Annotated in this window: 23 protein-coding genes; 10 read left to right on the forward strand and 13 right to left on the reverse strand. The window is 55.9% G+C overall.

Going from position 1 to position 24,271, the window contains the following annotated elements; translation table 11 throughout:
• The first annotated feature begins 40 nt into the window (after positions 1–40).
• Together BM205_RS12640 and mmsB are read left to right on the forward strand one after the other, a co-directional pair.
• On the forward strand, positions 41–1,561 hold the full coding sequence (locus BM205_RS12640) for a CoA-acylating methylmalonate-semialdehyde dehydrogenase (protein ID WP_092414957.1): 1,521 nt from the start codon (positions 41–43) through the stop codon (positions 1,559–1,561).
• Positions 1,562–1,620: 59 nt separating this feature from the next.
• Entirely contained in the window at positions 1,621–2,514 is an 894-nt protein-coding gene (mmsB, locus tag BM205_RS12645; protein ID WP_092414959.1) for a 3-hydroxyisobutyrate dehydrogenase, read from the forward strand.
• A gap of 76 nt (positions 2,515–2,590) precedes the next feature.
• Here the strand turns inward: mmsB and BM205_RS12650 are convergent, their stop codons facing one another.
• From BM205_RS12650 to BM205_RS12660, 3 genes are all read right to left on the reverse strand, one after another.
• Entirely contained in the window at positions 2,591–3,577 is a 987-nt protein-coding gene (locus tag BM205_RS12650; protein ID WP_092414961.1) for a M14 family metallopeptidase, read from the reverse strand.
• Positions 3,578–3,634: 57 nt separating this feature from the next.
• On the reverse strand, positions 3,635–4,951 hold the full coding sequence (locus tag BM205_RS12655; protein ID WP_092414963.1) for an MFS transporter: 1,317 nt from the start codon (positions 4,949–4,951) through the stop codon (positions 3,635–3,637).
• A gap of 291 nt (positions 4,952–5,242) precedes the next feature.
• On the reverse strand, positions 5,243–6,157 hold the full coding sequence (locus tag BM205_RS12660; protein ID WP_092414965.1) for a LysR family transcriptional regulator: 915 nt from the start codon (positions 6,155–6,157) through the stop codon (positions 5,243–5,245).
• Between the two features lie 197 nt (positions 6,158–6,354).
• Between BM205_RS12660 and BM205_RS12665 the strand changes: the two genes are divergently transcribed.
• On the forward strand, positions 6,355–6,807 hold the full coding sequence (locus BM205_RS12665; protein WP_092414967.1) for an Rrf2 family transcriptional regulator: 453 nt from the start codon (positions 6,355–6,357) through the stop codon (positions 6,805–6,807).
• A gap of 142 nt (positions 6,808–6,949) precedes the next feature.
• Positions 6,950–8,215 (forward strand): MFS transporter, encoded by a 1,266-nt coding sequence (locus BM205_RS12670; protein ID WP_254783870.1) that lies wholly within the window; start codon positions 6,950–6,952, stop codon positions 8,213–8,215.
• A 115-nt stretch (positions 8,216–8,330) separates the two neighbouring features.
• Here the strand turns inward: BM205_RS12670 and BM205_RS12675 are convergent, their stop codons facing one another.
• Together BM205_RS12675 and earP are read right to left on the reverse strand one after the other, a co-directional pair.
• The gene (locus tag BM205_RS12675) at positions 8,331–8,900 is read right to left on the reverse strand and encodes an elongation factor P (protein WP_092356481.1); all 570 of its coding nucleotides are present in this window, start codon (positions 8,898–8,900) and stop codon (positions 8,331–8,333) included.
• A 139-nt stretch (positions 8,901–9,039) separates the two neighbouring features.
• On the reverse strand, positions 9,040–10,203 hold the full coding sequence (earP, locus tag BM205_RS12680; protein ID WP_092414969.1) for an elongation factor P maturation arginine rhamnosyltransferase EarP: 1,164 nt from the start codon (positions 10,201–10,203) through the stop codon (positions 9,040–9,042).
• A 102-nt stretch (positions 10,204–10,305) separates the two neighbouring features.
• Here earP and BM205_RS12685 point away from each other — a divergent pair, with 102 nt between their 5' ends.
• A complete protein-coding gene (locus tag BM205_RS12685) occupies positions 10,306–10,551 on the forward strand; it encodes a hypothetical protein (RefSeq protein WP_092414971.1) in 246 nt (81 codons plus the stop codon).
• Here the strand turns inward: BM205_RS12685 and BM205_RS12690 are convergent.
• Genes BM205_RS12690 through BM205_RS12715 form a run of 6 tightly spaced genes read right to left on the reverse strand, consistent with a single transcriptional unit; the run spans position 10,548 to position 14,902 of the window.
• Complete coding sequence (locus tag BM205_RS12690) at positions 10,548–11,051, reverse strand: DUF2867 domain-containing protein (RefSeq protein ID WP_217646043.1); 504 nt, start codon at positions 11,049–11,051, stop codon at positions 10,548–10,550. The genes BM205_RS12685 and BM205_RS12690 overlap by 4 nt on opposite strands.
• The gene (gene cydX, locus BM205_RS12695; RefSeq protein WP_092414973.1) at positions 11,048–11,218 is read right to left on the reverse strand and encodes a cytochrome bd-I oxidase subunit CydX; all 171 of its coding nucleotides are present in this window, start codon (positions 11,216–11,218) and stop codon (positions 11,048–11,050) included. The genes BM205_RS12690 and cydX overlap by 4 nt, the downstream gene beginning before the upstream one ends.
• A gap of 29 nt (positions 11,219–11,247) precedes the next feature.
• The gene (gene cydB / locus BM205_RS12700) at positions 11,248–12,390 is read right to left on the reverse strand and encodes a cytochrome d ubiquinol oxidase subunit II (RefSeq protein ID WP_092414975.1); all 1,143 of its coding nucleotides are present in this window, start codon (positions 12,388–12,390) and stop codon (positions 11,248–11,250) included.
• A gap of 10 nt (positions 12,391–12,400) precedes the next feature.
• Positions 12,401–13,999: a cytochrome ubiquinol oxidase subunit I gene (locus BM205_RS12705; protein ID WP_092414977.1), complete on the reverse strand. Its 1,599-nt coding sequence runs from the start codon at positions 13,997–13,999 to the stop codon at positions 12,401–12,403.
• Positions 13,996–14,244, reverse strand: a complete 249-nt coding sequence (gene cydP / locus BM205_RS12710; protein ID WP_092414979.1) for a cytochrome oxidase putative small subunit CydP — start codon at positions 14,242–14,244, stop codon at positions 13,996–13,998. The genes BM205_RS12705 and cydP overlap by 4 nt, the downstream gene beginning before the upstream one ends.
• 4 nt (positions 14,245–14,248) lie before the next feature.
• Complete coding sequence (locus BM205_RS12715) at positions 14,249–14,902, reverse strand: GbsR/MarR family transcriptional regulator (RefSeq protein ID WP_092414981.1); 654 nt, start codon at positions 14,900–14,902, stop codon at positions 14,249–14,251.
• A 229-nt stretch (positions 14,903–15,131) separates the two neighbouring features.
• Here BM205_RS12715 and ppa point away from each other — a divergent pair, with 229 nt between their 5' ends.
• Entirely contained in the window at positions 15,132–15,668 is a 537-nt protein-coding gene (ppa, locus tag BM205_RS12720; RefSeq protein WP_092414983.1) for an inorganic diphosphatase, read from the forward strand.
• A gap of 48 nt (positions 15,669–15,716) precedes the next feature.
• Here ppa and BM205_RS12725 read toward each other — a convergent pair whose 3' ends face one another.
• Positions 15,717–16,601, reverse strand: coding sequence for an EamA family transporter (locus BM205_RS12725; protein WP_092414985.1), 885 nt, complete (start codon positions 16,599–16,601; stop codon positions 15,717–15,719).
• Between the two features lie 360 nt (positions 16,602–16,961).
• On the opposite strand from BM205_RS12725, the gene kdgD reads away from it, so the two are divergent.
• The 3 genes from kdgD to BM205_RS12740 all read left to right on the forward strand — a co-directional run bounded on the left by kdgD (position 16,962) and on the right by BM205_RS12740 (position 20,696).
• Positions 16,962–17,876, forward strand: a complete 915-nt coding sequence (gene kdgD, locus BM205_RS12730; protein WP_092414987.1) for a 5-dehydro-4-deoxyglucarate dehydratase — start codon at positions 16,962–16,964, stop codon at positions 17,874–17,876.
• A gap of 77 nt (positions 17,877–17,953) precedes the next feature.
• Positions 17,954–19,309: a glucarate dehydratase gene (gene gudD / locus BM205_RS12735; protein ID WP_092414989.1), complete on the forward strand. Its 1,356-nt coding sequence runs from the start codon at positions 17,954–17,956 to the stop codon at positions 19,307–19,309.
• Between the two features lie 43 nt (positions 19,310–19,352).
• Positions 19,353–20,696 (forward strand): MFS transporter, encoded by a 1,344-nt coding sequence (locus BM205_RS12740; protein ID WP_092414991.1) that lies wholly within the window; start codon positions 19,353–19,355, stop codon positions 20,694–20,696.
• A gap of 69 nt (positions 20,697–20,765) precedes the next feature.
• Here the strand turns inward: BM205_RS12740 and BM205_RS12745 are convergent, their stop codons facing one another.
• Positions 20,766–21,962: a GNAT family N-acetyltransferase gene (locus tag BM205_RS12745; RefSeq protein WP_254783871.1), complete on the reverse strand. Its 1,197-nt coding sequence runs from the start codon at positions 21,960–21,962 to the stop codon at positions 20,766–20,768.
• 131 nt (positions 21,963–22,093) lie between these two features.
• Here BM205_RS12745 and BM205_RS12750 point away from each other — a divergent pair, with 131 nt between their 5' ends.
• Positions 22,094–24,145: an NAD(+) synthase gene (locus tag BM205_RS12750; protein ID WP_371326485.1), complete on the forward strand. Its 2,052-nt coding sequence runs from the start codon at positions 22,094–22,096 to the stop codon at positions 24,143–24,145.
• Positions 24,146–24,271 lie beyond the last annotated feature (126 nt).

Genomic DNA, 24,271 nt, shown 5'->3' on the forward strand with positions numbered 1-24,271 from the left:
TCTTTTAATTGCAATTGTCATATTGTTGAAGGAAGTCATCATGTCAGCTACCAACGCAGCTACCAATATCCCTAATGTTCCCCTCTACATCGGCGGCAAAGCCGTCCAGTCCACCAGCAGCGAATGGCGCGACGTCCTCAATCCGGCAACCCAGGAAGTAGTGGCGCGGGTGCCGTTCGCCACCAAGGCAGAAGTCGATCACGCGGTGGCCAATGCCAAGCAAGCGTTTGCCAGCTGGCGTAACACTTCGCTGGCGCAGCGCATGCGCATCATGCTCAAGTTCCAGCAGCTGTTGCGTGAAAACATGGCGCCGCTGGCCGAGCTGATTACCCGTGAGCATGGCAAAACCCTGCCGGATGCCGAGGGCGAAGTCATGCGTGGCCTGGAAGTAGTCGAGCATGCCTGCTCCATCACTTCGCTGCAGCTGGGCGAGCTGGCGGAAAACGCCGCTACCGGCGTGGATGTCTACACAATCAACCAGCCGATCGGCGTCGGCGCCGGCATCACGGCGTTCAATTTTCCGGTGATGCTGCCTTGCTTCATGTTCCCGGTGGCGGTAGCTTGCGGCAATACCTTTATCCTCAAGCCATCCGAACAAGATCCTTCCTCGTCGCTGTTCCTGGTAGAACTGGCGCAGCAGGCCGGCTTGCCGCCGGGCGTGTTGAACGTGGTGCATGGCGGCCCGGATGTGGCCAACATGCTGTGCGATCATCCCGATATCAAGGCGATTTCCTTCATCGGGTCGACCAATGTCGGCACCCATATTTACCGCCGCGCCAGCGAGGCCGGCAAGCGCGCGCAATGCATGATGGGGGCGAAAAACCATTGCATCGTGCTGCCTGACGCTAACAAGGATCAAGCGATCAACAATTTGCTGGGCGCGGCGTTCGGCGCTGCCGGCCAACGCTGCATGGCTAACTCGATGGTGCTGCTGGTGGGTAAGGCGCGCTCCTGGCTGCCGGAAATCGTCGAGCGTTCACGCGGCCTGAAAATCGGCCCCGGCAGTGATCGCAAGGCTGACCTCGGACCGATGGTGTCGAAGGCTGCCAAGGCGCGTACCGAGCGCCTGATCGGAACCGGCGTGGAGCAGGGCGCGCAGCTGTTGCTGGATGGCCGCAACTGCCAGGTGGTCGGTTACCCTGACGGTAATTTCGTCGGCCCGACTATTTTTGCCGGTGTCACCGCCACGATGGATATCTATACGCAGGAAATTTTCGGACCGGCCATGTGCATAGTCGAACTGGAAACGCTGGACGACGCGATTGCGTTCATTAACGCTAACCCGAACGGTAACGGCACTTCGATCTTCACGTCATCCGGCTGGGCCGCACGCAAGTTCCAGAATGAGATCGATGTCGGCCAGGTCGGCATCAACGTGCCGATTCCGGTGCCGGTGGCGTATTTCAGCTTTACCGGTTCGCGCGCCTCCAAGCTTGGCGATCTCGGCCCTAACGGCAAACAGGCGGTGCAATTCTGGACCCAGACCAAGACCGTGACTGCGCGCTGGTTTGCACCGGATGCGGATGGCGGTGAAATCAATACGACGATTTCCATGAAGTGATGCCGGGTGTCAGATCGGGTTACAGATCGGATTAACGATGTACTTCAGGAGATTCTGGTATGAGTAGCGAAATCGTTTTTATAGGCCTTGGCCACATGGGTTTGCCGATGGCGCTGAATCTGGTGAAAGCCGGCTGCCAGGTCAGCGGCCATGATCTGGTGGCTGCCAGCGTCGAGCAGTTCGTCGCCGGCGGCGGCAGTACCGGCAAGGATCTGGCGGCCGCACTCGGCGCCGCCAAGGTCATCATCACAATGCTGCCGGCCAGCCGCCATGTCGAAGGAGCCTATCTAGGAGCCAGCGGCATCCTGGCGCAAGCCGCGCCGGATGCCTTGCTGATCGATTGTTCGACCATCGCTCCAGACGCTGCCCGCAAGGTGGCGGCTGCGGCGCGCGATAAAGGTTTTGTCATGCTCGATGCGCCGGTCTCGGGCGGCACTGCCGGTGCTGCTGCCGGCACGCTGACCTTCATGGTCGGCGGTTCGGACGAAGGTTTTGCCTTGGCCAAGCCTTATCTGGAAAAGATGGGCAAGGCGATTTTCCATGCAGGCGACAACGGCAGCGGTCAAACCGTGAAAGTCTGCAATAACATGCTGCTGGGGATTCTGATGATCGGCACGTCCGAAGCGATCAGGCTGGGCATGGCGAACGGCATGGATCCTAAGGTGCTGTCGGAAATCATGGCGAAAAGTTCGGGCCGCAACTGGGCGCTGGAAGTGTATAACCCTTGTCCCGGCGTGATGGAAAATGCGCCGGCTTCCAAGGGTTACAGTGGTGGTTTCGGCGTCGACCTGATGTTGAAGGATCTGGGGCTGGCGGTGGAAAACTCCCTGTCCACCGGCAGCAGCGTGCCGCTGGGCGCACTGGCGCGCAACCTGTACGACATCCACAGCAAGAGCGGTGCCGGCGGGCTGGATTTTTCCAGTATTTTTAATATGCTGGCGAAGGCCGAATGAGCTGACCGAGCTGAGTTTTGACTGGACGCCGCACCTTACCGTACATGATCATCGCGGCAAGGTGTGGCGGTTTTTATTACCAGTTGTCAAGCACGCGCGCCAAACGCATCACGGTTACACCCGGACCGAGATGACGTAGCGACGGCATGATGATCACGCAATCGTCATAAGGCGTGGCAATCTCCCTGTCGCCATCACGCGCGATGACGGTACCAGCGTGTTCAATCCGCTCCAATCCCCGGAAATCTTGCGTGAACTCGAGATCCATCGTGTCTGCTATCACCGCTTGCGTTACCTGCAGGACCTGTTGCGCGGCGGGTTTGGCTTGCTTCATGAAAACCGTTAAATCTGTCGCTGCGACCACACCGGTCGTGATCAGGAAGCGAGATGCTGCATCCATGGCGACGTCCTTGCTGCGGACTGAAAAATGCTGCCCGGTCTCGATCAGCAAGGCGTTCTTCGGGCTGGCGGCATCGCCGAAGTCGCGATAGTCGCGCAACCGCTTGCCGTTTGCATGTCCGGCGTCGACGATCACATGCTCGGGGACGCCGATGTCGACGGCAAACTGGATGCCTTTGGCCAACGGCCCGCTTAACATCAGCGGCGGCGCTTCCTCATGCATGGAATGCAGGTCCAGCAGAAAATCGACGCTGTCGATAATCGGCCGCAATGCGCGCGCCCGGCGCAGTTCCTGCGAGTCGTCGCTGCTATCCAGTCGCGCCTCGGACCAGACGCGGTTCATGTCTTCATCAATGAAGCGGCTTGCATCCGGGTTGCTGCTATCGAAACGGCGATAGGCATCTACATTTGCGAAACCGAGCGTGAGACGGCCTTTAACCGGCCGCACGCCCGATCGCAGGAACCTGTCCACGGTGATGGCGCCGCTGACTTCGTTGCCGTGGGTTAGCGCCAGGATCATGGCATGCGGGCCGGCTACACCGCTGTCGAAAGTATGGATGTAATCGACACCCGTGTTACCGGTTTGCCATTCCGTGATATCGGGGAAAGTCACCTCGATCGGATATTCCTGCAACTTTGCACGAATCTGTTCCAGGGTTTTCATTAACGTTGCTCCTGTTCGAAAAGCTAAATAGATTTAATGAATTGAAAGGGAGGAGTTTCAGACCGGACCGCGGCGCGCCATCCGGCGGCCGAGCACCAGCACTGCCACAATACTGATCAAAGCCGTTGCCATCACATAAAAACTAGGCGCCAGCTTGCTTCCGCTGAAGGCGATCATCCAGGTCACGATCAACGGCGCAAAGCCGCCAAACAAGGTGACCGAAAAGTTATAGCTGAGGGCGAGTCCGGTGCCGCGGGTGCTGGTCGGGAAGATGTCCGACAACATCGCAGGGATCGGTCCGAGGCATGCCGCAATCAGCAGGCCGACCAGGCCCTGGACCAGCATCAAGGTGCCGACCGACGGCCAGGTTATCAATAACAGGAACAAGGGATAGGAAGTACAAGCTATCGTCAGCATCGCAATCGACAGCACACGGAAACGGCCGTAGCGATCCGATAGCGCACCAAATGCCGGCGCGCTGACCATCAGGACAAGCCCGGTCACCATCGCACTGAGAAATGAAGAGGTCGCCGGGATATGCAATTGTTTCAGTGCATAGGTCGGCATGTACAATTTGTGTACGTAGTTGAACGCGGTCGCGCCCGAAACCACGCCTATGCCCAGCAGCAGGTTGATACGGTCACGCACCAGCACAACTTTCAACGGCGACTTCTCAGGCTTGACTGCAGCAATTTTCTTGAACTCCGGGGTCTCGTCGATCTGGCTGCGTATATACATACCAACCGGTCCGATCAGCAAACCGATGCCGAACGCGATCCGCCAGCCCCAGTCATTGACTTGACTATCTGTCAGCGTGTAGCTTAGAAGCGCACTGACGCCGGCGGCAAATACGGTTGCCAGACCCTGTGTCGATAACTGCCAGCTGGCAAAGAAACCCCTTCGTTTGGCATCGGCATGTTCGACCATGAATGCGGTCGCTGCGCCGAATTCGCCGCCGGTGGAAAAGCCTTGCAGCATGCGGGCCACGATCACGATCAGCGGCGATGCAATACCGATTTGTGCATAGGTCGGTGCAAAGACAATCATTGCCGTGCCGATCATCATGATGAAGATTGAGGCTGTCAGCGATGCTTTGCGTCCGGCCCGGTCGGCATACGAGCCAAGGATGATAGCGCCGAGCGGACGCATGATGAATGAAATCCCGAAGGTGCCTACGCTCAGCAGCAAGGAAGTGGTTTCGTTCGCCGCCGGGAAGAACGTCTTGCCGATCACAATCGCGAAATAGCCGTAGATCAGCAAATCGTAAAATTCGAGTGCGTTGCCGATGCTGGCGGCGCAAATTTCTTTCCAGGGATTACGCGGTTTGCTGATCGGCAAGCTGCGTGCTCCCGATGTTCGTGGTTGTGATGACATGCGATAGCTCCAGAATTATAGTTATTGCGCTTCGTCGGTTGCAAAAATTGCACGACGGAGCGCTATTTTGATTTTCAAAACTGGCTGGAGAGGAGGCTGTCACTGCTCTGCGAGCAACACCTGCAGTGTGTTTCGTGTCGGACCCTGTCCATAATTTTTGAAAATTTGTGGAAGTATAGGGAGCCCATCGCAACGCCAATTGCCGTTTCGGCACAGGTTTGTGCTTTTTATTTTGATTGCGGTATTTTGCTTGCGGTCATTGTTGCAGCATCGGGCGCCAGGCACCGTTTGCTATTGGTCATCGATGACATCTGCAGAAACACCTTCCCAGATCGCGTTGACCAGCGCATTGGTGTTGCCCCGCATGCGATAGAGCGAAATATCGAAACTGACGCGCATGTCGGCATCGCCAACCAACAACAAGTTGCCCTGCTTCAAATCTTCCTGCACCAACCGTTGCGGCAGCCAGGCCAGGCCGGTGCCACGCTTGGCCATTTCCAGAATCGATTCGTAGGAATCGGCCTGGTAGACTATGCGTAGCGATAATTTTTGCGGCAAGCTGGCCAGGTGCTTGGCAAGTACGCCGCGTAGCGTTAGCGACTGGGAAAATGCCAGCCAGGGAATAGGTGTCGTCGTGTCGACGGCCGGCAACCGGAATTTAGGAAATCCCTTGGCATCCGACGCACTGACCGGCAATAGCACCTCGCGCGCCAGCGTGACGGATTCGTAACGTTGGGGATCGATCAACAAGCGCGTGGTCGGGCTGGAATAGATCACCAGCAAATCGACGTCGCCGCTCGACAAGCGCAAGATGACCTCTTGCGCGCCGCCGGTGCTGACTGAGACCGGGAAGGGGCCGAAGCGGTGGTTGATCGCTTCGTACCAACCCGGGAAGAAGGTTCGCGCCAGGGTACGGCCGGTGGCGACGCGCAGCACTTCGTCGGGATGCTGGGTTGTATCTTGCAATTGTGCCCGGACTGCATGCAAGACATCGATCGTATGCGTTGCGGCATCGAGAAACAGCAAGCCGGCCGGTGTCAGGGATAGTGGTTGGGTGCGCGCGACCAGTTCCGCGCCAACCCATTGTTCCAGTGCGTGGATGCGACGGCCGAAAGCCGGATGGGTAACAAAGCGGTTTTCCGCAGCGCGGGAAAAACTGCGGGTCCGAGCTAACTCGACAAAATCTTCAAGCCAGGTCAATTGCATGTTTACCCTGCCGATTTAATTGATGTAAGTAGTTGTGGGCGCATTGTGACACTTGCCGGGCCATTCGCGCTATCGAAGCGCGGCAGAGAAATTATCTGAACATCAACATTTACATGAGTTTATATATGAGTTTATATAACTAAGCTTATGCAACAAAATTAGTTGACCAGATTATCTGTATTGAATATAGTGACAGTATGAAGTCCAGTCGATTTGCCGTGGCGGCACACATTTTAGTCAGCGTTGAATACGCTACCAGGGGTGGGGAAGTGTATTTCCCGTCCACCGCCATTGCTGCCAGCGTCAATACTAATCCGGTTTTTGTGCGAGAGCTGTTGCGTAAGTTGAGCAAGGCCGGCCTGGTGGTGACCAAGGAGGGAAAGGGCGGCGGTGTGCAGCTGGCGCGGCCGGCTTCGGCAATCAACCTGGCCGAGATCTATCAGGCAGTGGAGGAGGGGCCGGTGCTGAAGCACAATACCCGCACGAAAGACCTTTGCTGTCCGGTTAGCTGCGGCATGGATATGGTGCTGGATCCGGTAGTATCCGAAGTAGAGGACGCCATGCTGGAGATTTTGAAGGGCCGGAAACTGTGCGAACTGGTCAACAAGATTGCAGACAAGACTAAAGTCATGGCTCAGGCTGGAATGTAGTGGTTTTTTTATAGTTAACTGTATGAATATTAAATACAGTTAATCGGGTAGAGGGATCGGTTTTGATCCCGTTTTTATATTTTAAACTGTAGTTAAAAATAATACAGTTTAATCAGGGCCAGACAACAAACAGGAGTTTCACATGGAAAAAAATCTAGCGGCGATCAGCGCGCAAAACGACAGCCGTCTCGATCTGCCTCTGCCGGATCAGCGCATCCATACCGACGGCACGCCATCGCCGTTGCGGTCCTGGTTGTCGGTGGTGGCGGTGGCGATAGGCGCTTTCGCTTTTGTGACGACAGAATTCCTGCCGGTCGGCCTGCTGCCGCAAATTGCCCGCGACCTTGGTGTCTCGCCCGGCACGGCGGGTTTGATGGTGACCACGCCCGGGGTTATCGCAGCGATATCGGCCCCCGCCCTGATGTTGGGAGCAGGGCGCATCAACCGCCGTTTGATCTTGCTGGCTTTGTCGGTCTTGCTGCTGGCTTCCAATCTGGTGTCGGCGATGGCTCCCGGCTTCGGCACGATGTTGCTGGGCCGGGCGCTGCTGGGCGCGGCACTTGGCGGTTTCTGGACGCTGGCGCTGGCGACTTCGGCGCGGCTGGTGCAGGAGCAGCACGCGGCCAAGGCAACCGCGATGATACTGACCGGGGTTACCTTCGCCACGGTAATAGGCGTGCCGCTTGGTACTTTTATCAGCACCATGGCTTCCTGGCGCGCATCGTTTATTGCCACCGGCGTGCTAGCCGCCGTGGCGCTGGCTGCACAAGCATTGCTGTTGCCTTCGTTGCCGTCGAAAGCAGCGATACGCTTGAGCGATCTGCGCGCTTTGTTGAGCCGTGCCAATACCCGTAAAAGCTTGCTGATGGTGGCGCTGGTGTTTGGCGCTCACTTTTCGGCCTACACCTATGTCACGCCGTTCCTGGTGCAAAGCGCCGGATTCAGCCTGCCTGCGATTACTTCGGTATTGCTGGGTTTCGGTTTTGTCGGTTTCGTGTCGAATTTTGTGATCTCGACTACCGTCAGCCGCAATTTGCAGCTTTCCTTGTTTGCCGTGGTGGCGATACTGATGGTGTCCTTGCTGGCGCTACCGTCGTTGCATGCGTCCCAAGCCGGGGTAGTGGTGATGATATTGGCGTGGGGTGTAGCGTTCGGCGCTATTCCATTGTGCCTTAGCATCTGGCTGCAATTGTCTTCACCGGATCTGCCGGAAGCCGGTTCTGCATTGTTCGTCAGCATTGTGCAGGTAGCGATCGCCGTGGGCTCATCCACCGGTGGCGTGGTGGTCGATTCGCTCGGCATCCCGTCGACCTTGTGGCTGGGCGGCGCCCTGGCGCTGGCCGGTCTGGCGGTGATCTCCAGTTTCGGCTTCAATAACAAGAAGCTGGGCGAGATATTGAGTCAATAACTTGCTGTTCGTAGGGTAGGCACAAAGGCGTGCCCACCCTACAACACAGGCGAAAAAAAACGCTGCCGATTATCGGCAGCGTTTTTTGTAAGCGGAAGGGTAAGCACCCCCGGTATTAACCGCGCTTCTTGAACTCGTTGGTACGTGTGTCGATTTCGATCAAGTCGTCGGAGCTGACAAACAACGGCACCATGACGATGTGTTGATTTGCTTCGATCGCGTTTTCGATCTTGGCTTCTTTCAGGACATTGCCCGAAGTGTTACCTTTAACCGCTGGCTCCGAGTAAACAACCTGGCGCACGATAGTGGTTGGCAGTTCGACCGAAATTGCTTTGCCGTCGTAAAACACAGCTTCGCATTCCATGCCGTCTTTCAAGTAGTGCAATGCATCGCCCAGGTTTTCTTCTTCGATTTCATACTGTTCGTAGTCTGCGTCCATGAACACGAACAACGGATCGGCGAAATACGAATAGGTAACAGGCTTCTTGTCGAGCACAACTACGTCAAACTTGTCGTCGCCACGGAAAACGTTTTCCTGTGGGCTGTTTGTCAGAAGATTCTTCATCTTCCACTTGTAGGTGAAGCCCGTGCGGCTCGAACCGTTGACATCAGAGCGCAAAACGATCATTGGCTTACTGTCAACCATAATGATATTGCCGACACGAATTTCTTTTGCTGGTTTCATAGCGAATATAGGTAAAAAAGTAGGTTACATAAAAATCATCTGTAGCCCACTGGCAAAAAGCGCCGCAAGCCCACGTATGATTGAATTTTTAAATGCGTCAAAAATTAGCCGTATATTTTAACCTATTTTTGAACGTCTCTTACTGAACTGTTTCGGCAAACTTCAGCAAATTGCTGGTCAAGTCGCCATTTCCCCCCATTTGACGTTGCCAATCTGTAGACATGATGGCAATTTTTTGCATGTCGGCTTCAAATAGCGCCCATAGTGAAGTCCAGTTCACCGTTTTTTTTGTGGCTTCATTCCAGCTCAAGGAGAATTCGCGCAGGTTCTCTGTCGTGGCCGTGTAGCGGCCCAGGAATGCATTCAATTTAACGTGATGCAAGTCTTCGTCTTGCGGGTATATATGCCAGATAAAAGGCTTGTCGGCCCATTGAGCACGGACGAAGGAATCTTCGCCTCGTACAAAATTGAGGTCGCATGCCCACAATAGCCTGTCGTAGTCGGGTTGGGGAACGAAAGGCAGTACTCGCACAGTCAGTGCGCCGTGGCTGGCGGTTGCTCCGGCGTGCGCAGTTCGCCCCAGGAATTTTTCGATGGCGTCGACGGCAACGCCTTCCGGCACCAGGCAGGTAATTGCTTTTCCATTGCTTTGCCAAGCATCGAATAGCGCAGAAACCGGCGCTTGTGGATAACAAAACAGGGAGACCTTCAGGGAAGCCATCTCTGCCGGTGTGACGCCGAACTGGCTGAGAAAAGCCGCCATCGCAGCGGCGTCTTGTTGAAATGCCTGACGCTGTTGCTCTAGCCCGGATTCACGCAGCAGGCCGCCGGTTTTCCCGGTGAAGCCGGGAAAGAAGAAATATTTTGTCAAAGATCGCGACTGGGGCGACGGCAGCGCATGGCAACCTTCAACCCATTCTTCGGCGCTAAGGCCTTCCAGATTCAGCCACACCGGATGCGGTGCGCGCTCGGCCATCGCCGCGATATAAGCAGGCGGTATGTCGCAAGCAAAAAACTCGATCACGATGTCGGCGACGTCGGCGGCCGTGAATACGCCGTCTACGCCGTCTTGGTCGCGCCAATGGCGTACCGTCACGGTGCCAATCTGTTGTACGTCGCGATCAACCGCGACATCCGGACAAATTCGGTGGAAGCTACGCAAATCGTCCACCCACAAAGTCACGGCGATGCCATGTTCCTGTTCCAGTTGACGTGCCAGGCGCCAGCAGATGCCTATGTCGCCAAAGTTGTCGACGACCTTGCAAAACAATGCCAGTGATGTTTGTGTTTTGTGATGATTCAAGATTCAAATTCCAACAGTAATGATTTTTTTATGGTGCAACGGTTTTGCATTCGGCCCTGTAATGTAATAATGCCGTCCCCGTATGATACTGGACCTTGAACGATGACTAATGAGCGCGACCTGATTGCCAATCTGACGCTGGCGGTAATCGATCTGGCCGGAGCTGTGGCGCAAATAGCGGAAACCATGCCCCAGCACACCATGGCGCAGGTCAATGATTCGCTGAATGTGGCGGTTACCAAGCTGGAGCAGGTGGTCATCGCCATCGGCGCCGGTGATGGCGAAGATGGCAATGGGGACGGGATAGTGGCGGAAGTTGAATCCGCAAGTGAAGCGCAAAGCGCCTAAACGGCCTGGTCGAATTTGGCGTGTTCTAGCAAGTGGCGCGTTATCACCCGGTGAAAAGGCATGATCGTCGCCAGATAGGTTCTTCCCAAAAGATTATTGGTCTTGACCACCGTGGTGACTGTCACCTCCGTAGCGGTTTCACCGTCTGGAGCAACCGTTATGCTGACCCTGAAATCCAGATGCTTATCGTCGAATCCCAGCACCACTTCCTGCGGCGATTGCGCGACGACAGGAAAGCCGCCAACTGTGCGCTGCGCGCCACGCGGATCATCTACCCCCATTTCAACGGTTTTCAATTGAAACAGCCTGACCACCCGGTTGCGCGTCGCCATCAATTGCTTGATCCAGCCGGGTGGATTTTTGATGATGGCGTCGGTAGCCCGTCGCGCGTCCAGGCCGGCAATGTCGGCCCGGACCTGATACGCGTCGACAAAATCATGGCCGGGCAATAACGCGTGGCAGCTGGCGCCCGGCATCACGGCAATCGCTGCGGTGTTCATTTCTTGCTGGCCCTGGCTTCATGCTCGGCCGCGGCGCTTTCAAAGCGCTCGCGGGTGGTTTCTTCATCGCGGCTGCCGAAAGCGTAATTCGCCTCCAGCCACATGACGTTGATGATGCCGAAAGCCAGGGCCAGGCCGACTCCCAATATCCATGCGAAATACCACATAATTTTCTCCTGTTCTGCGAATGCGCAGGTTAGTAAGCAGTGTGCTCGTTGTCTTCAATGTGCTTCAAGGTGACCTTGCCGCGCATGACCCGGTACACCCAGGTGGTGTACAGCATGATGATCGGCAGCATGATGACCACTACCCAGAACATGATGCCCAGCGTCTTGTGGCTCGATACCGCATCCCAGATAGTGAGGCTGCTGTTGGGGTCGAGCGAGGAGGGCATGATGAACGGGAACAGGGAGGCGCCCGCAGTCAGGATGATGCCGGTCACGCTGAAGCCGCTGGACAGGAATGCTGCCATTGCCTTGTCAGCGACGCTGAATACCACGCACAGCAATGCCCCGGCGACGGCAATGACCGGCAAGGCCCAGGTGGCGGGCCAGTGCGCGTAGTTGTCGAACCAGGCGCCGTTGACGGTAGCGACGGTTTTGACGATCGGCATGAAAGCGCTGTTCGGGTCCGGCATGCCGGTGATGCGGTAACCGTTGATGCCGAACGCAACCCAGAAGCCGCCAGCCACGAACAGCAGTATCGTCACCAGGCCCGCGACTTTAGCCACGCTGCGGGCGCGTTGGGCGATCAGCGCATCGGTCTTGACTTGCAGGTAAGCGGCGCCATGCATCAGCAACATGGCAACGCTGAGCAAACCGGCCAGCAGCCCGAACGGATTCAACAGTTGGAAAAAGTTGCCGGTATATTCAACCCGCATGGTGTCGTCATAATGAAACGGCACACCGAGGAACAGGTTGCCGAACGCCACGCCGAAAATCAGCGGCGGCACGAAACCGCCGGCGAACAGGCCCCAGTCCCAGGCATTGCGCCAGCGGGTATCGGCCACCTTGCTGCGGTAATCGAAGCCGACCGGGCGGAAGAACAGTGAGAACAGCAGCAGCATCAGCGCCACATAAAAGCCCGAAAACGCGGCGCCATACACTAGCGGCCACGCGGCAAAAATCGCGCCGCCGGCAGTGATGAACCAGGTTTGATTGCCTTCCCAGGTGCTGCCTATCGAATTGATGATGACGCGGCGCTCACCGTCGGTCTTGCCGATGAAAGGCAGCAGCATGCCGACCCCGAAATCGAAGCCGTCTGTCAGTGCGAATCCGATCAGCAGCACGCCGACGAAGCCCCACCAGATTATTTTTAATGTTTCGTAGTCAAAGATCATGGTGTTCTCCTTATGCCTTGGCTGTGCTGTCGTGGCTGATGCCCGTACTTGGCTGATCCGCTTGCTCCCAGTGATACTTGCCGGTATGCAGGCTGCTTGGGCCGCGCCGGGCGTACTTCACCATCAATATCATTTCAATCACGAACAGGAAGGTGTAGAAGCCGAGGAATCCGGCCAGGCTGAAATACAAGCTGCCTGGCTGCAACGTTGATGCCGATAAATGGGTCGGCAGCACGCCCGAGATGGTCCATGGCTGACGGCCATATTCAGCCAGCACCCAGCCCAGCTCGATCGCTACCCATGGCAACGGAATGCTGTACACGGCAAGGCGCAGCAGCCAGCGTTGCTTCGCCAGTTGCTTGCGGATCAGGAAGTAGAACGAGCAAGAGAATATGAACAGGAACAGGATCCCCAGCCCGACCATCAGCCGGAACGACCAGAACATCGGCGCTATTTTCGGGAAGGTGTCATTGACCGCCATCGCAATTTGTTCGGGCGTGGCGTCGACCACCTTCGGCGTGTATTTCTTCAGCAGCAGCCCGTAGCCGAGATCGTGTTTCAGCTTGTCGAAATCGGCAATCGCTTCCGGCGATTTGTCGCCGCCTTTGAGGCGGGTCAGGGCGGCATACGCCAGCATGCCGTTGCGAATACGCACTTCATGCTCTTTTTTCAGGTCGTGGATGCCGGTGATCTGCTTGTCCACCGAGCGGGTGCCGATCAAGCCCAGCACGTAGGGAATCTTGAACGCGTAATCGGTGCGTTGTTCCTTCTCGTTCGGCCAGCCGAACACGGTGATGCCGGCCGGCGCTGCCTCGGTATGCCATTCGGCTTCCATCGCTGCCATCTTGACCTTGTTGACTTCGCCTGCGGTATAACCGGATTCGTCGCCGAGCACGATGACCGACAAGGTCGACGCCAGGCCGAAGCCGGCGGCAATCGCAAATGACCGCAAGGCAAATGCGGTGTCGCGACCTTTCAACAGGTAGTAGGCGGAGATGCCGAGCACGAACATCGAGGCGGCGACGTAGCCGGCTGACAAAGTGTGGACGAACTTGACCTGGGCCACCGGATTGAAGATGACATCGACGATGCTGGTCAGCTCCATGCGCATGGTTTCATAGTTGAACTCGGCGCCGACCGGATTGTTCATCCAGCCGTTGGCGATCAGGATCCACAGCGCAGACAGGCTGGAGCCGAGCGCCACCAGGAACGTAATCAGCAAATGCTGGACCCGCGACAAGCGATCCCAGCCAAAGAAGAACAGGCCGACGAAAGTCGATTCGAGGAAGAACGCCATCATCCCCTCGATCGCCAGCGGCGTGCCAAAGATATCGCCGACATAGTGCGAGTAGTAAGACCAGTTGGTGCCGAACTGGAATTCCAGCGTGATGCCAGTGGCGATCCCCATCGCGAAGTTAATCCCGAACAATTTGCCCCAGAAGCGGGTCATGTCTTTGTAGATCGGGCTGCCGGTCATCACATAGACCGACTCCATGATCACCAGGATCCATGCCAGTCCGAGCGTGAGCGGTACAAACAGGAAGTGGAACATCGCGGTCGCGGCGAACTGCAGGCGAGATAAGGCGACGACTTCATCAATAGGAATCATTGGCGGGTCTCCGAAGAGGAAGGGTGGAAGGAGCTAGAAGGGGTGGAAAGCGATGCGGCTGGCGGCTGGCTCAGGAAATGTTGCTCGACCAGTTCGGTCGGCATACGCATTTTCTTGGTTTGCGGTTCAGAGAAGAAGGCTTTCCACAGCAGCGTCAACAGGGCGATCTTGACGATCAGGATCAGCGTGATCTCGACCGCCAGCGGCAAGCGCGTGAATCTTTTTTTTGCGGAGAAAGACTGCATGCGTCTAATCCTTTAACTGGACCGTCAGTTGCACGTCAGGGTGATCGCCATGGGTTTTGCTGCTGCTCGATGTGCCACGGAATTTGTCGCGCACGTCCAGCAATTTCTTGACCTTGGATCCCATCTTCATCAGAGATGCCAGGGTTTCCGGAGACAAGCGTTGCACATCGTCGAACCAGGAACTGGATAATTCGATCAGATTGTACATCTCGCGCATCCGTTGTTGTGCTTGTTTATCAATATCGTTGGCGGGATTCTCCAGCAAAGCATCCCGCAGCATCGACAAAGTCGGCTCAATCTCACGCCGGCGGCGCTCTTCCAGCAGGGTCTTGAAAATATCCCAGATATCCTTTGGCGGTTCGAAGTATTCACGGCGGTCGCCCGGCTGGTGCAATAGCTTGACCAGTCGCCAGGATTGCAATTCTTTCAAGCCCATGCTGACGTTCGAGCGCGAAAAAGTCAGGTAATCGGCAATCTGGTCGGCGTTCAAGGGCTGGCCAAGCACATACAGCAAGGCATAGATCTGGCCGACCGTGCGATTGATGCCCCAGCGGCTACCCATTTCGCCGAAGTGCGAGATGAAGCGCTGGGTTAGCGGTGTGAGAGGAGTGAGCGGGGTGCTTGCGCCCGGGGAATTGGTGGCTTGGGTAGTTGGCATGATGTTTTGAATTTTCAGTAATTACTGAAATATAAGTTAAAACAGGAATGTGTGCAAGGTTGTTGCTTTATGATTACTCATTTGCGCGGATTGATGGTGATGCTACAAGGAAGTGGCAACTTAGCTGCAACTAAGTCGATGTTGCATCGCACGATAGGGCATTGAGCCGTTATAATTTCAGGTTAAGAGGTTTTGTAGCGATTTTTTTAATTATTGACGAGAGCACACCATGAGTCTGAATCAAGTATCGGCCGGGCGCGATTTGCCAAACGATTTCAACGTCATCATCGAAATCCCGATGAATGCCGATCCGATCAAGTACGAAGTCGACAAGGAGTCCGGCGCGATTTTTGTTGATCGCTTCATGGGTACTGCAATGCATTACCCTTGCAACTACGGCTATATCCCGCAAACCCTGTCGGAAGACGGCGATCCGGTCGACGTGCTGGTGATCACTCCGTTCCCGCTGTTCCCAGGCGTGGTTGTACGTTGCCGCCCGGTCGGTGTGTTGAAGATGTCGGACGAAGCCGGCCAGGACGCCAAGTTGCTGGCGGTGCCGGTCGACAAGGTGCTGAGCATCTATACCCACTGGCAGAAACCGGAAGACATGAATGAACTGCGCTTGAAGCAGATCCAGCATTTCTTCGAGCACTACAAGGATCTGGAAAAGGGCAAATGGGTCAAGATCGACGGTTGGTTCGGTCCGGATGAAGCGCGCAAGGAAATCCTGGCGGGTGTTGAGGCTTACAAAAAATCCATCGCGTAATTAGTACCGTTGGACAGGTTTGTCAAAAAGCGCACTTCGGTGCGTTTTTTATTGCCTGCTCGTTTTTACTAGCAACATCAACCGCCCACCAAACAAATTCAAAGCAAGCCCACCCAACACCAGCAACCCCGCAACGATTTTCCACCACTCCAGCGATTCACCCAGCACGATGGCGGCGCTCAGCATGCCTACCAGTGGCACCAGCAACGAGAACGGCGCCACCGTGGCCGCCGGGTATTTGCGCATCAGGATGGTCCAGATGCCATAGCCGACGATGGTGTTGGGGTAGGACTGATAAAACACGGCAGCCACCGAAACCCAGCCAAAGTGCGTAAACGCGTTGTGCCAGGCGGCAGGGCCTTCAAACACGGCTGAGGCCAACAGCAACGGCGGCGATGCAATCAACGAACCCCAGGCCATCAGCGCCAGTGGATTGACTTTGCCGATTCTCTTGGTGACGATATTGGCGCTGGCCCAGCTGAGACCGGCGCCGATGACCAGCAGGAAGCCGATCACAGTGGCTTTCGCTTCCAGATGAGCGGCGACCAGCACAATCCCGGCCAGCGCCACCAGCGCGCCAAGTAATTGCGTCACCAGTGGCCGTTCACCAAGCAGCAGCACCGCCAGGCCGATAGTGAAAAACGCTTGCAGCTGAATCACCAGCGAAGCCAGGCCGGCGCCGATACCCATCTGCATGCCCGAGAACAGCAAGGAAAACTGTAGTGCGAACTGGAATAGGCCGAAACCGATCAGGTAACGCCAGGGAATCGCCGGCCTTTTGATGAAAAACACCAGCGGCAGTGCGGCAAACACGAAACGCAGCGCCGAAAACAGCAGTGGTGGCAAACCTGCCAGGCCAATCTTGATCACGACAAAATTCAACCCCCAGATCGTGACGGTCAGCAAGGCTAGCAAGATATGGGTGGGTTGCATGGCGGTTCTTTGTGTGAGGTCGGGCCGGATGCGTGGCCGACAATGGTATTTGTATAGGTCTGATACAGCAAGTGCCAATGCCGCTGCTATCGATAGATGTTTAAATAAGCAACTTATAGGATGACGTATGACTTGGTGGGCTGATCCCCAGTACAATTGAACGGGGCTAGCAATTTAGCATCCGCGCCAGGCGTGCAGTGCGAGCATTGCCATGGAAAGTCGATATTGCTTTGTTTTTTTAGGAATATTTCCAAACAGATCTTGCGGGTCGATATTTTTACTTGTACGATGACAGACATCAAATAAGATTAAATGCAGTAGGAAATTTCCGCTTTTCTCAATCTTTCATCAACGACCATCATGTTCACACCACAAGACCTGAAACAAATCCTCTCTTCCGGCTTGCTTTCTTTCCCGATTACCGACTTTGACGCTGACGGCAATTTTGTCTCCAGGCCCTACGCAGATCGTCTGGAATGGCTGGCGCCGTATGGTGCGACCGCGCTATTTGTTGCCGGTGGAACAGGCGAATTTTTCTCCCTGACGCCAGAGGATTACACGAAAGTTGTAAAGGTCGCAGTTGAAACCTGTCGCGGCAAGGTGCCTATCCTGGCCGGAGCAGGCGGCCCGACCCGTACTGCAATTGCTTACGCGCAAGAGGCGGAAAAGCTAGGTGCCCATGGCGTGTTGCTAATGCCGCATTATCTGACCGAAGCCAGCCAGGATGGCCTGGTAGCGCATATCGAAGCAGTCTGCAAATCCGTCAAATTCGGTGTGGTTGTGTACAACCGCAACGTATGCCGCCTGGATGCCGATTCGCTGCTGAAACTGGCTGACCGTTGTCCGAACCTGATCGGTTTTAAAGACGGTATCGGTGAAATCGAATTGATGGTCACGATCCGGCGCAAGCTGGGCGACCGCTTTACTTACCTGGGCGGTTTGCCTACTGCGGAAGTGTATGCCTCCGCCTATAAAGCACTGGGCGTGCCGGTATATTCTTCGGCAGTGTTCAATTTCATCCCGAAAACGGCAATTGATTTCTACGAAGCGGTGCGCACCGATGATTTCGCGACGACTAACCGCCTCATCGACGATTTCTTCTTACCTTACCTGGCGATCAGAAACCGGAAGCAAGGTTATGCCGTCAGTATCGTGAAAGCCGGCGCAACCTTGGTCGGCCACACTGCGGGCCCGGTGCGGACGCCATTGACGGATATGACGCCGCAAGAATGCGAACGGCTTGATGTGTTGATCAAATCCCTTGGTCCGCAGTAGGTCTCTTTAATACATATCGAATAGGCGCACAAGTTCAGCGCCAGGATTAATACTAAGTTTTGGAACTGGAGACAACCATGTCGAACACAAACAATCCTTTACCTGCCAATGACACGCCGCGTATCGTGTCCTTGCAGGTGATACCCGTCGCAGGCCGGGACAGTATGCTGCTTAACCTGAGCGGCGCTCACGGCCCTTACTTCACGCGCAATATCGTCATCCTGACCGACAGTTCCGGCGAGACGGGCGTTGGCGAAGTTCCTGGCGGCGAGAAAATCAGGCAGGCACTGGAAGATGCAAGACAGCTGGTTGTCGGCCAGTCTATCGGCGATTACAACAATATCCTTAACCAGGCACGCCAGGCTTTTCAGGGCAGAGATGCCGGCGGTCGCGGCTTGCAGACTTTCGACTTGCGTATTGCGGTACACGCGGTCACGGCGCTGGAAGCAGCGCTGCTTGACCTGTTGGGCAAGTTCTTGAAGGTACCTGTAGCAGCCCTGCTGGGCGAGGGGCAACAGCGCGATGCAGTAGAAATGCTCGGCTACCTGTTCTATATCGGCGATCGCAAAAACACGGACTTGCCGTATGCCTCAGCCGACGACGAACCTGATGACTGGCTACGCCTGCGTCATGAGGCCGCTATGACGACCGAGGCCATTGTCGAGTTGGCGCGCGCCGCCCATGACCGATACGGTTTCAACGACTTCAAGCTGAAAGGCGGCGTGTTGCGCGGTGAAGATGAAATGGAAGCCGTGACCGCTCTGTCGGAGGAGTTCGCTGAAGCCCGCATTACGCTGGATCCGAATGGCGGCTGGCTGCTTAAAGATGCAATCCGCCTGTGCCGTGACAAGCGCGACGTGCTGGCCTATGCGGAAGATCCATGTGGAGCGGAAAACGGCTATTCCGGGCGCGAAGTAATGGCGGAGTTCCGCCGCGCCACCGGCCTGCTGACTGCGACAAACATGATCGCCACCGACTGGCGTGAGATGCGCCATGCGATTCAGTTGCAGTCGGTCGACATACCCTTGGCCGATCCGCATTTCTGGACCATGCAAGGTTCTGTGCGCGTAGCGCAAATGTGCAATGAATGGGATCTCACTTGGGGCTCTCATTCGAATAACCACTTCGATATTTCCCTGGCGATGTTCACCCATGTCGCTGCTGCAGCACCTGGAAAAATTACCGCGATTGACACCCACTGGATCTGGCAGGACGGCCAGCGGCTGACAAAAGAGCCGTTGAAGATAGAAGGTGGATTGGTTCAGGTGCCTAAAAAACCTGGCTTGGGAATCGAGGTCGACATGGCTGAAATCGAGGCGGCTCATCAACTCTATCGCAACATGGGACTAGGTGCGCGAGACGATGCGATAGCAATGCAATATCTCATCCCTGGATGGAAATTCAATAACAAAATGCCTTGCCTGGTCCGCTAAAAAAATAACAGGTCTGGCAAATAAAATTCAAGGAGACAGCAGCATGGGTACACTTCTAACAACGGGCGCTGAAGGTGGCGCCGCAACTAACAGCAATGCCCAAAGCATATTGGACGTTGCGATCAGTAAAGTGAAATGGCGGATATTGCCTTTATTCGTCGTCATGTTCATCGCAAACTACATCGATCGCGTCAATATCGGCTTCGTCCGTTCCCATCTGCAAACCGACCTCGGCATAGGCGCCGCGGCATTCGGACTTGGAGCCGGCCTGTTTTTTGTGGCCTACGCGGTATTTGAAGTGCCTTCGAATATCTTGCAGCAGCGTTTTGGGGCCAAGGCCTGGCTGACCCGCATCATGTTCACATGGGGAGTCGTGGCTACGGGCATGGCATTCATTACCGGTGAAACATCGTTCTATGTAATGCGCCTGTTGTTGGGAGTAGCCGAAGCCGGCTTCTTTCCAGGTGTCGTGTATTACTTTACCCAGTGGCTGCCGAATAGCGAACGCGGCAAAGCAATGGCGATTTTCCTCAGCGGATCTGCACTCGCATCCGTGATTTCCGGTCCTCTCTCAGGCGCGCTGCTGCAGATCGAAGGCGGTGGATTCCACGGCTGGCAATGGATGTTTATTATCGAAGGTCTCGCATCGATCGTCTTGTGTGTTGTCGTCTGGTTCCGGCTGGATTCCCATCCACGTGACGCGAAATGGCTGACCGACGCCGAGCGCAACGCTTTAGCGGAGGTTATCGACGCCGAACAAAAAGAGCGCGAAGCCAACCGGCCAAAACATGTGAGTTCATTTACATTGCTGAAAGATAGCCGCATCGCGCTTTTCTGTTTCATCTATTTCGCGATCCAGCTGACTATCTACGGCGCCACGTTCTGGCTCCCAAGCATCATCAAGAAAATGGGCCATTTCAGCGAATTCCAGGTTGGCTTGTTCAACTCCATACCTTGGCTGATCTCTATCGTTGCAATGTATATTTTCGCCTCTCTGGCGACGCGCTTCAAGCATCAGCAAATGTGGGTGGCCATAGCGCTTGTTGTCGCAGCCTGCGGGATGTTCATGTCTACCACCAGCGGCCCGGTCTTTGCATTTGTGGCGATCTGCTTTGCCGCGATAGGATTCAAGGCAGCCTCCTCACTTTTTTGGCCTATTCCCCAAGGCTACCTGGATGCCCGGATCGCGGCTGGCGTTATCGCACTGATTAATTCAATCGGGAATTTAGGCGGCTTCTTTGCACCTGCAACCTTTGGCTACCTGGAGCAAAAAACCGGGTCGATCCAGGGCGGGCTGTATGGTCTGGCCATCGCGTCGATAGTTGCAGCGGCGTTGGTCTTCTGGACTAAAAAATCGGCAACGGTAAAGTTGCCAGGTCGATCCTGATCTTCGAGGATGCCGGCAGGTTGCATGACTGCCGGCTGTCTGACAGGGGCATCTAATGGCAACTGCTTGCTAAAGCGGCGTCGATCGGAACGGATTGCGATCGTTCAATTCGTCCATATAACTATCGATGCCGTCAGCCTCGCGCGCCAGGAAATTGGCTACCGCGTCGGCGAAGGCCGGACGTGCCAGCCAGTGCGCCGACCAGGTTTTTTGCGGTAAAAAGCCGCGCGCCATCTTGTGTTCGCCTTGGGCGCCACCTTCAAAGCAGGCGATTTTCTGTTCGATACAGAATTCCAGGGGCTGGTAGTAGGCGGTCTCAAAGTGCAGGCACGGGACGAATTCCAGTGCGCCCCAATAACGGCCGTATAAAGTTTGATCGGTATAGATCAACAACGACGATGCAATCGGCCGCCCGTTGCGTTCGGCCACGATCAGCAGGATGTTGTGCGGCATGCTGGCGCCGATCCTGAGGAAAAAATCCAGGTTCAGGTAGGGTGTGGAGCGATGCTCCGCATAGGTTTGCGCATAGCAGCGGTTGAAAAATATCCAATCAGCCTCAGTCGCATCTTGCCCGCGCACCCGGCGCAGGCGCACCCCGGCATCGGCTACCTTGCGCCGTTCGGCGACGATATTCTTGCGCTTCTTGCGTTCCAGCGTATCGAGAAATTCGGTGAAATTACGATAACCAGGGTTCAGCCAATGAAACTGGACGCCGCTGCGCAGCAGGAAACCTGCTTGCTGCAGGGCCTCGGCTTGCGCGGCCGGCGGATACAGGATGTGGGTGGAGGAAGTCTGCGTATCTTTGCGTAATGACTTCAACACATCGATCAGCGCCGCCCGCGCCTGGTCGTCACGCGCCAGCAGGCGGCCGCCGGTGACGGGTGTAAACGGAATCGCCGACAGCAGTTTCGGATAATATTCCAGGCCATTGCGCTCATAGGCGTCGGCCCAGGCCCAGTCGAACACGTACTCACCGTACGAGTGAAATTTCACATACAAAGGCAGGGCGGCAATCAGGCGCGGCTGGCCGTCAACTTCATCCCACAGTGTCACGTATTGCGGTTGCCAGCCTGATTTTTCCGAGGCGCTGCCGCTTTCGTGCAAGGCATGCAGAAAAGCAAATGAGAGGAAGGGATTAGCATCGGCCTGAAAACCTAGCAGTTCGTCCCATGCTGTCTGGCCGACCTCGCTCAGGGATGAAATGATGCGCGTGGTGGGCTTGCTCGTGGTCTGGGTTGTTGTCCGGGTTGTAGTCTTGATAATCAAGGAGTTGGCGAGCCGTCAATGGGGGATAAAGTGTGGAGTTTAGCATCGCTGCCAACGCTCTGCCGCCCGCTCTCAAGGGTAAGGCATTAGCATGCGATAATTAGCCTATCAAGCAGAGCGCAGGAAGAATGATGACAACCAATAAGTTTCTGAACCTTTACTCCCATGATTTTGCGCGTGTCGCGGTCGCCATCCCGAATTGCCGGATAGCGGACCCGGCTTTTAACGCCGCCGAAACTATCGCGCTCGCCAGACAGGCAGAGCAGCAGGGCGCTGTGCTGGTGGCGTTTCCGGAGCTGGGTTTGTCTGCCTACACCTGCGACGACCTGTTTCACCAACGTGCTTTGCTGGATGCCTGTGAAGCTGCCTTGGCCACAATAGTGGAGGCTTCGGCCACGCTGGCGCCGGCCATGATCGTCGGCTTGCCTTTACGCGTCGAGCATCAACTGTTCAATTGCGCCGTGGTGATTGCCGGCGGCCGGATCCAGGGCATCGTACCCAAGAGCTATCTGCCAAACTACGGCGAGTTTTATGAGATGCGCCAATTCAGCCCCGCTGAAAATACCGCAACCCGCCAAATCCGATTGTTTGGCGCCAGCATTCCATTCGGTACCGGCTTGCTGTTCGAGGTGAGCAACCTGCCGCTCCTGAGATTCCATGTCGAGATTTGCGAAGACGTTTGGGTGCCTATTCCACCCTCATCGTTTGCGGCGCTGGCCGGCGCCAGTGTCCTGGTCAATCTTTCCGCCTCGAATGTGGTGGTGGGGAAAGCCGGTTATCGCCATCAACTGGTGGCACAACAATCCGCGCGCTGCCTGTCGGCGTATTTGTATACCTCGGCCGGCAAGGGCGAGTCGTCGACTGACCTGGCCTGGGACGGGCAGGGTCTGATTTACGAGAACGGCGAACTGCTGGCAGAATCCGAGCGATTCCTGGACAATTCGCATGTCATCTTTGCCGATGTCGATCTCGAACGGTTGTCGCGCGAACGGATGCGTCAGACCACTTTCGGGCAGTCGGTCCGGCGTCATGCCGATGAGGTGGCCAAATTCGAGGTGCTGCGCTTCGAACTGGCGCTACCTTTGGACACGGCCCTGCCGTTGGCGCGCAAGGTCGAGCGTTTCCCCTATGTCCCGGCCGATACCAAGCGCCGCGATGAACGTTGCACCGAGGTCTACAACATCCAGGTCCAAGCGTTGGTGCAGCGCCTGTCGGCCAGCAAGATATCCAAAGTGGTGATCGGCGTTTCCGGCGGACTGGATTCAACCCATGCGTTGCTGGTCTGCGCTAAGGCGATGGACCGCCTGAACCTGCCGCGTTCGAATATCCTGGCTTACACCATGCCTGGTTTTGCCACCAGCGACCGCACCTTGCTGCAGGCCAGGCAGCTGATGCAGCTGGTTGGCTGCACGGCGGCGGAAATCGACATTCGCCCGAGCTGCCTGCAAATGTTGAAAGATCTGGGCCATCCTTATGCTGCGGGCCAGGACCAGTTCGACATCACTTTCGAAAACGTTCAGGCCGGCGAGCGCACCAATCATCTGTTCCGGCTGGCGAACTTCAATCACGCGATTGTCATCGGTACCGGCGACCTGAGCGAGCTGGCCCTGGGCTGGTGTACTTACGGCGTCGGCGATCACATGTCGCATTACAACGTCAACGCCAGCGTGCCGAAGACCTTGATCAGCCATCTGGTGCGCTGGGTGGCCGAGACTGGCGCCATCGGCGGCCAGGGTTCCGATGTGCTGCTGAATGTGCTGAGTACCGAGATCAGTCCGGAACTGGTGCCAGGCAAGGCTAGCGGAAAGCCAGAGCAGATTACGGAAGACGTCATCGGCCCGTATGAGTTGCAGGACTTTAACTTGTACTACATCCTGCGCTACGGCTTTGCGCCGTCGAAAGTCGCTTTCCTGGCGCTTTCAGCCTGGCAAGACAAGACTAAAGGCAGCTGGCCCCATAATGAGAAGATAGTACGGAACCAGTACGATCTGGCGGCGATCAAGCGCAACCTGGCGATCTTCCTCGACCGCTTTTTCAGGACCAGCCAGTTCAAGCGTTCCTGCGTGCCAAACGCGCCTAAAGTCGGAAGCGGCGGCTCGTTATCGCCACGCGGCGATTGGCGTGCGCCTAGCGATTCTGACGCGACCGTGTGGCTGAACGATCTGGCGAATATTCCCGACTGATCGTTTCCCTGCCCAAAAATAGGGAGAAAGCGGGTTGTTATCGCCGTTGTTGTAGATTTTGTCGCAGATATTGATTTACGGTTATAGACAAACCGAGTTTTTCCTATACTCTTACAGGTTGAGCTT

It is taken from the genome of Collimonas sp. OK307 (assembly GCF_900113705.1).
Lineage (GTDB): Bacteria > Pseudomonadota > Gammaproteobacteria > Burkholderiales > Burkholderiaceae_D > Collimonas.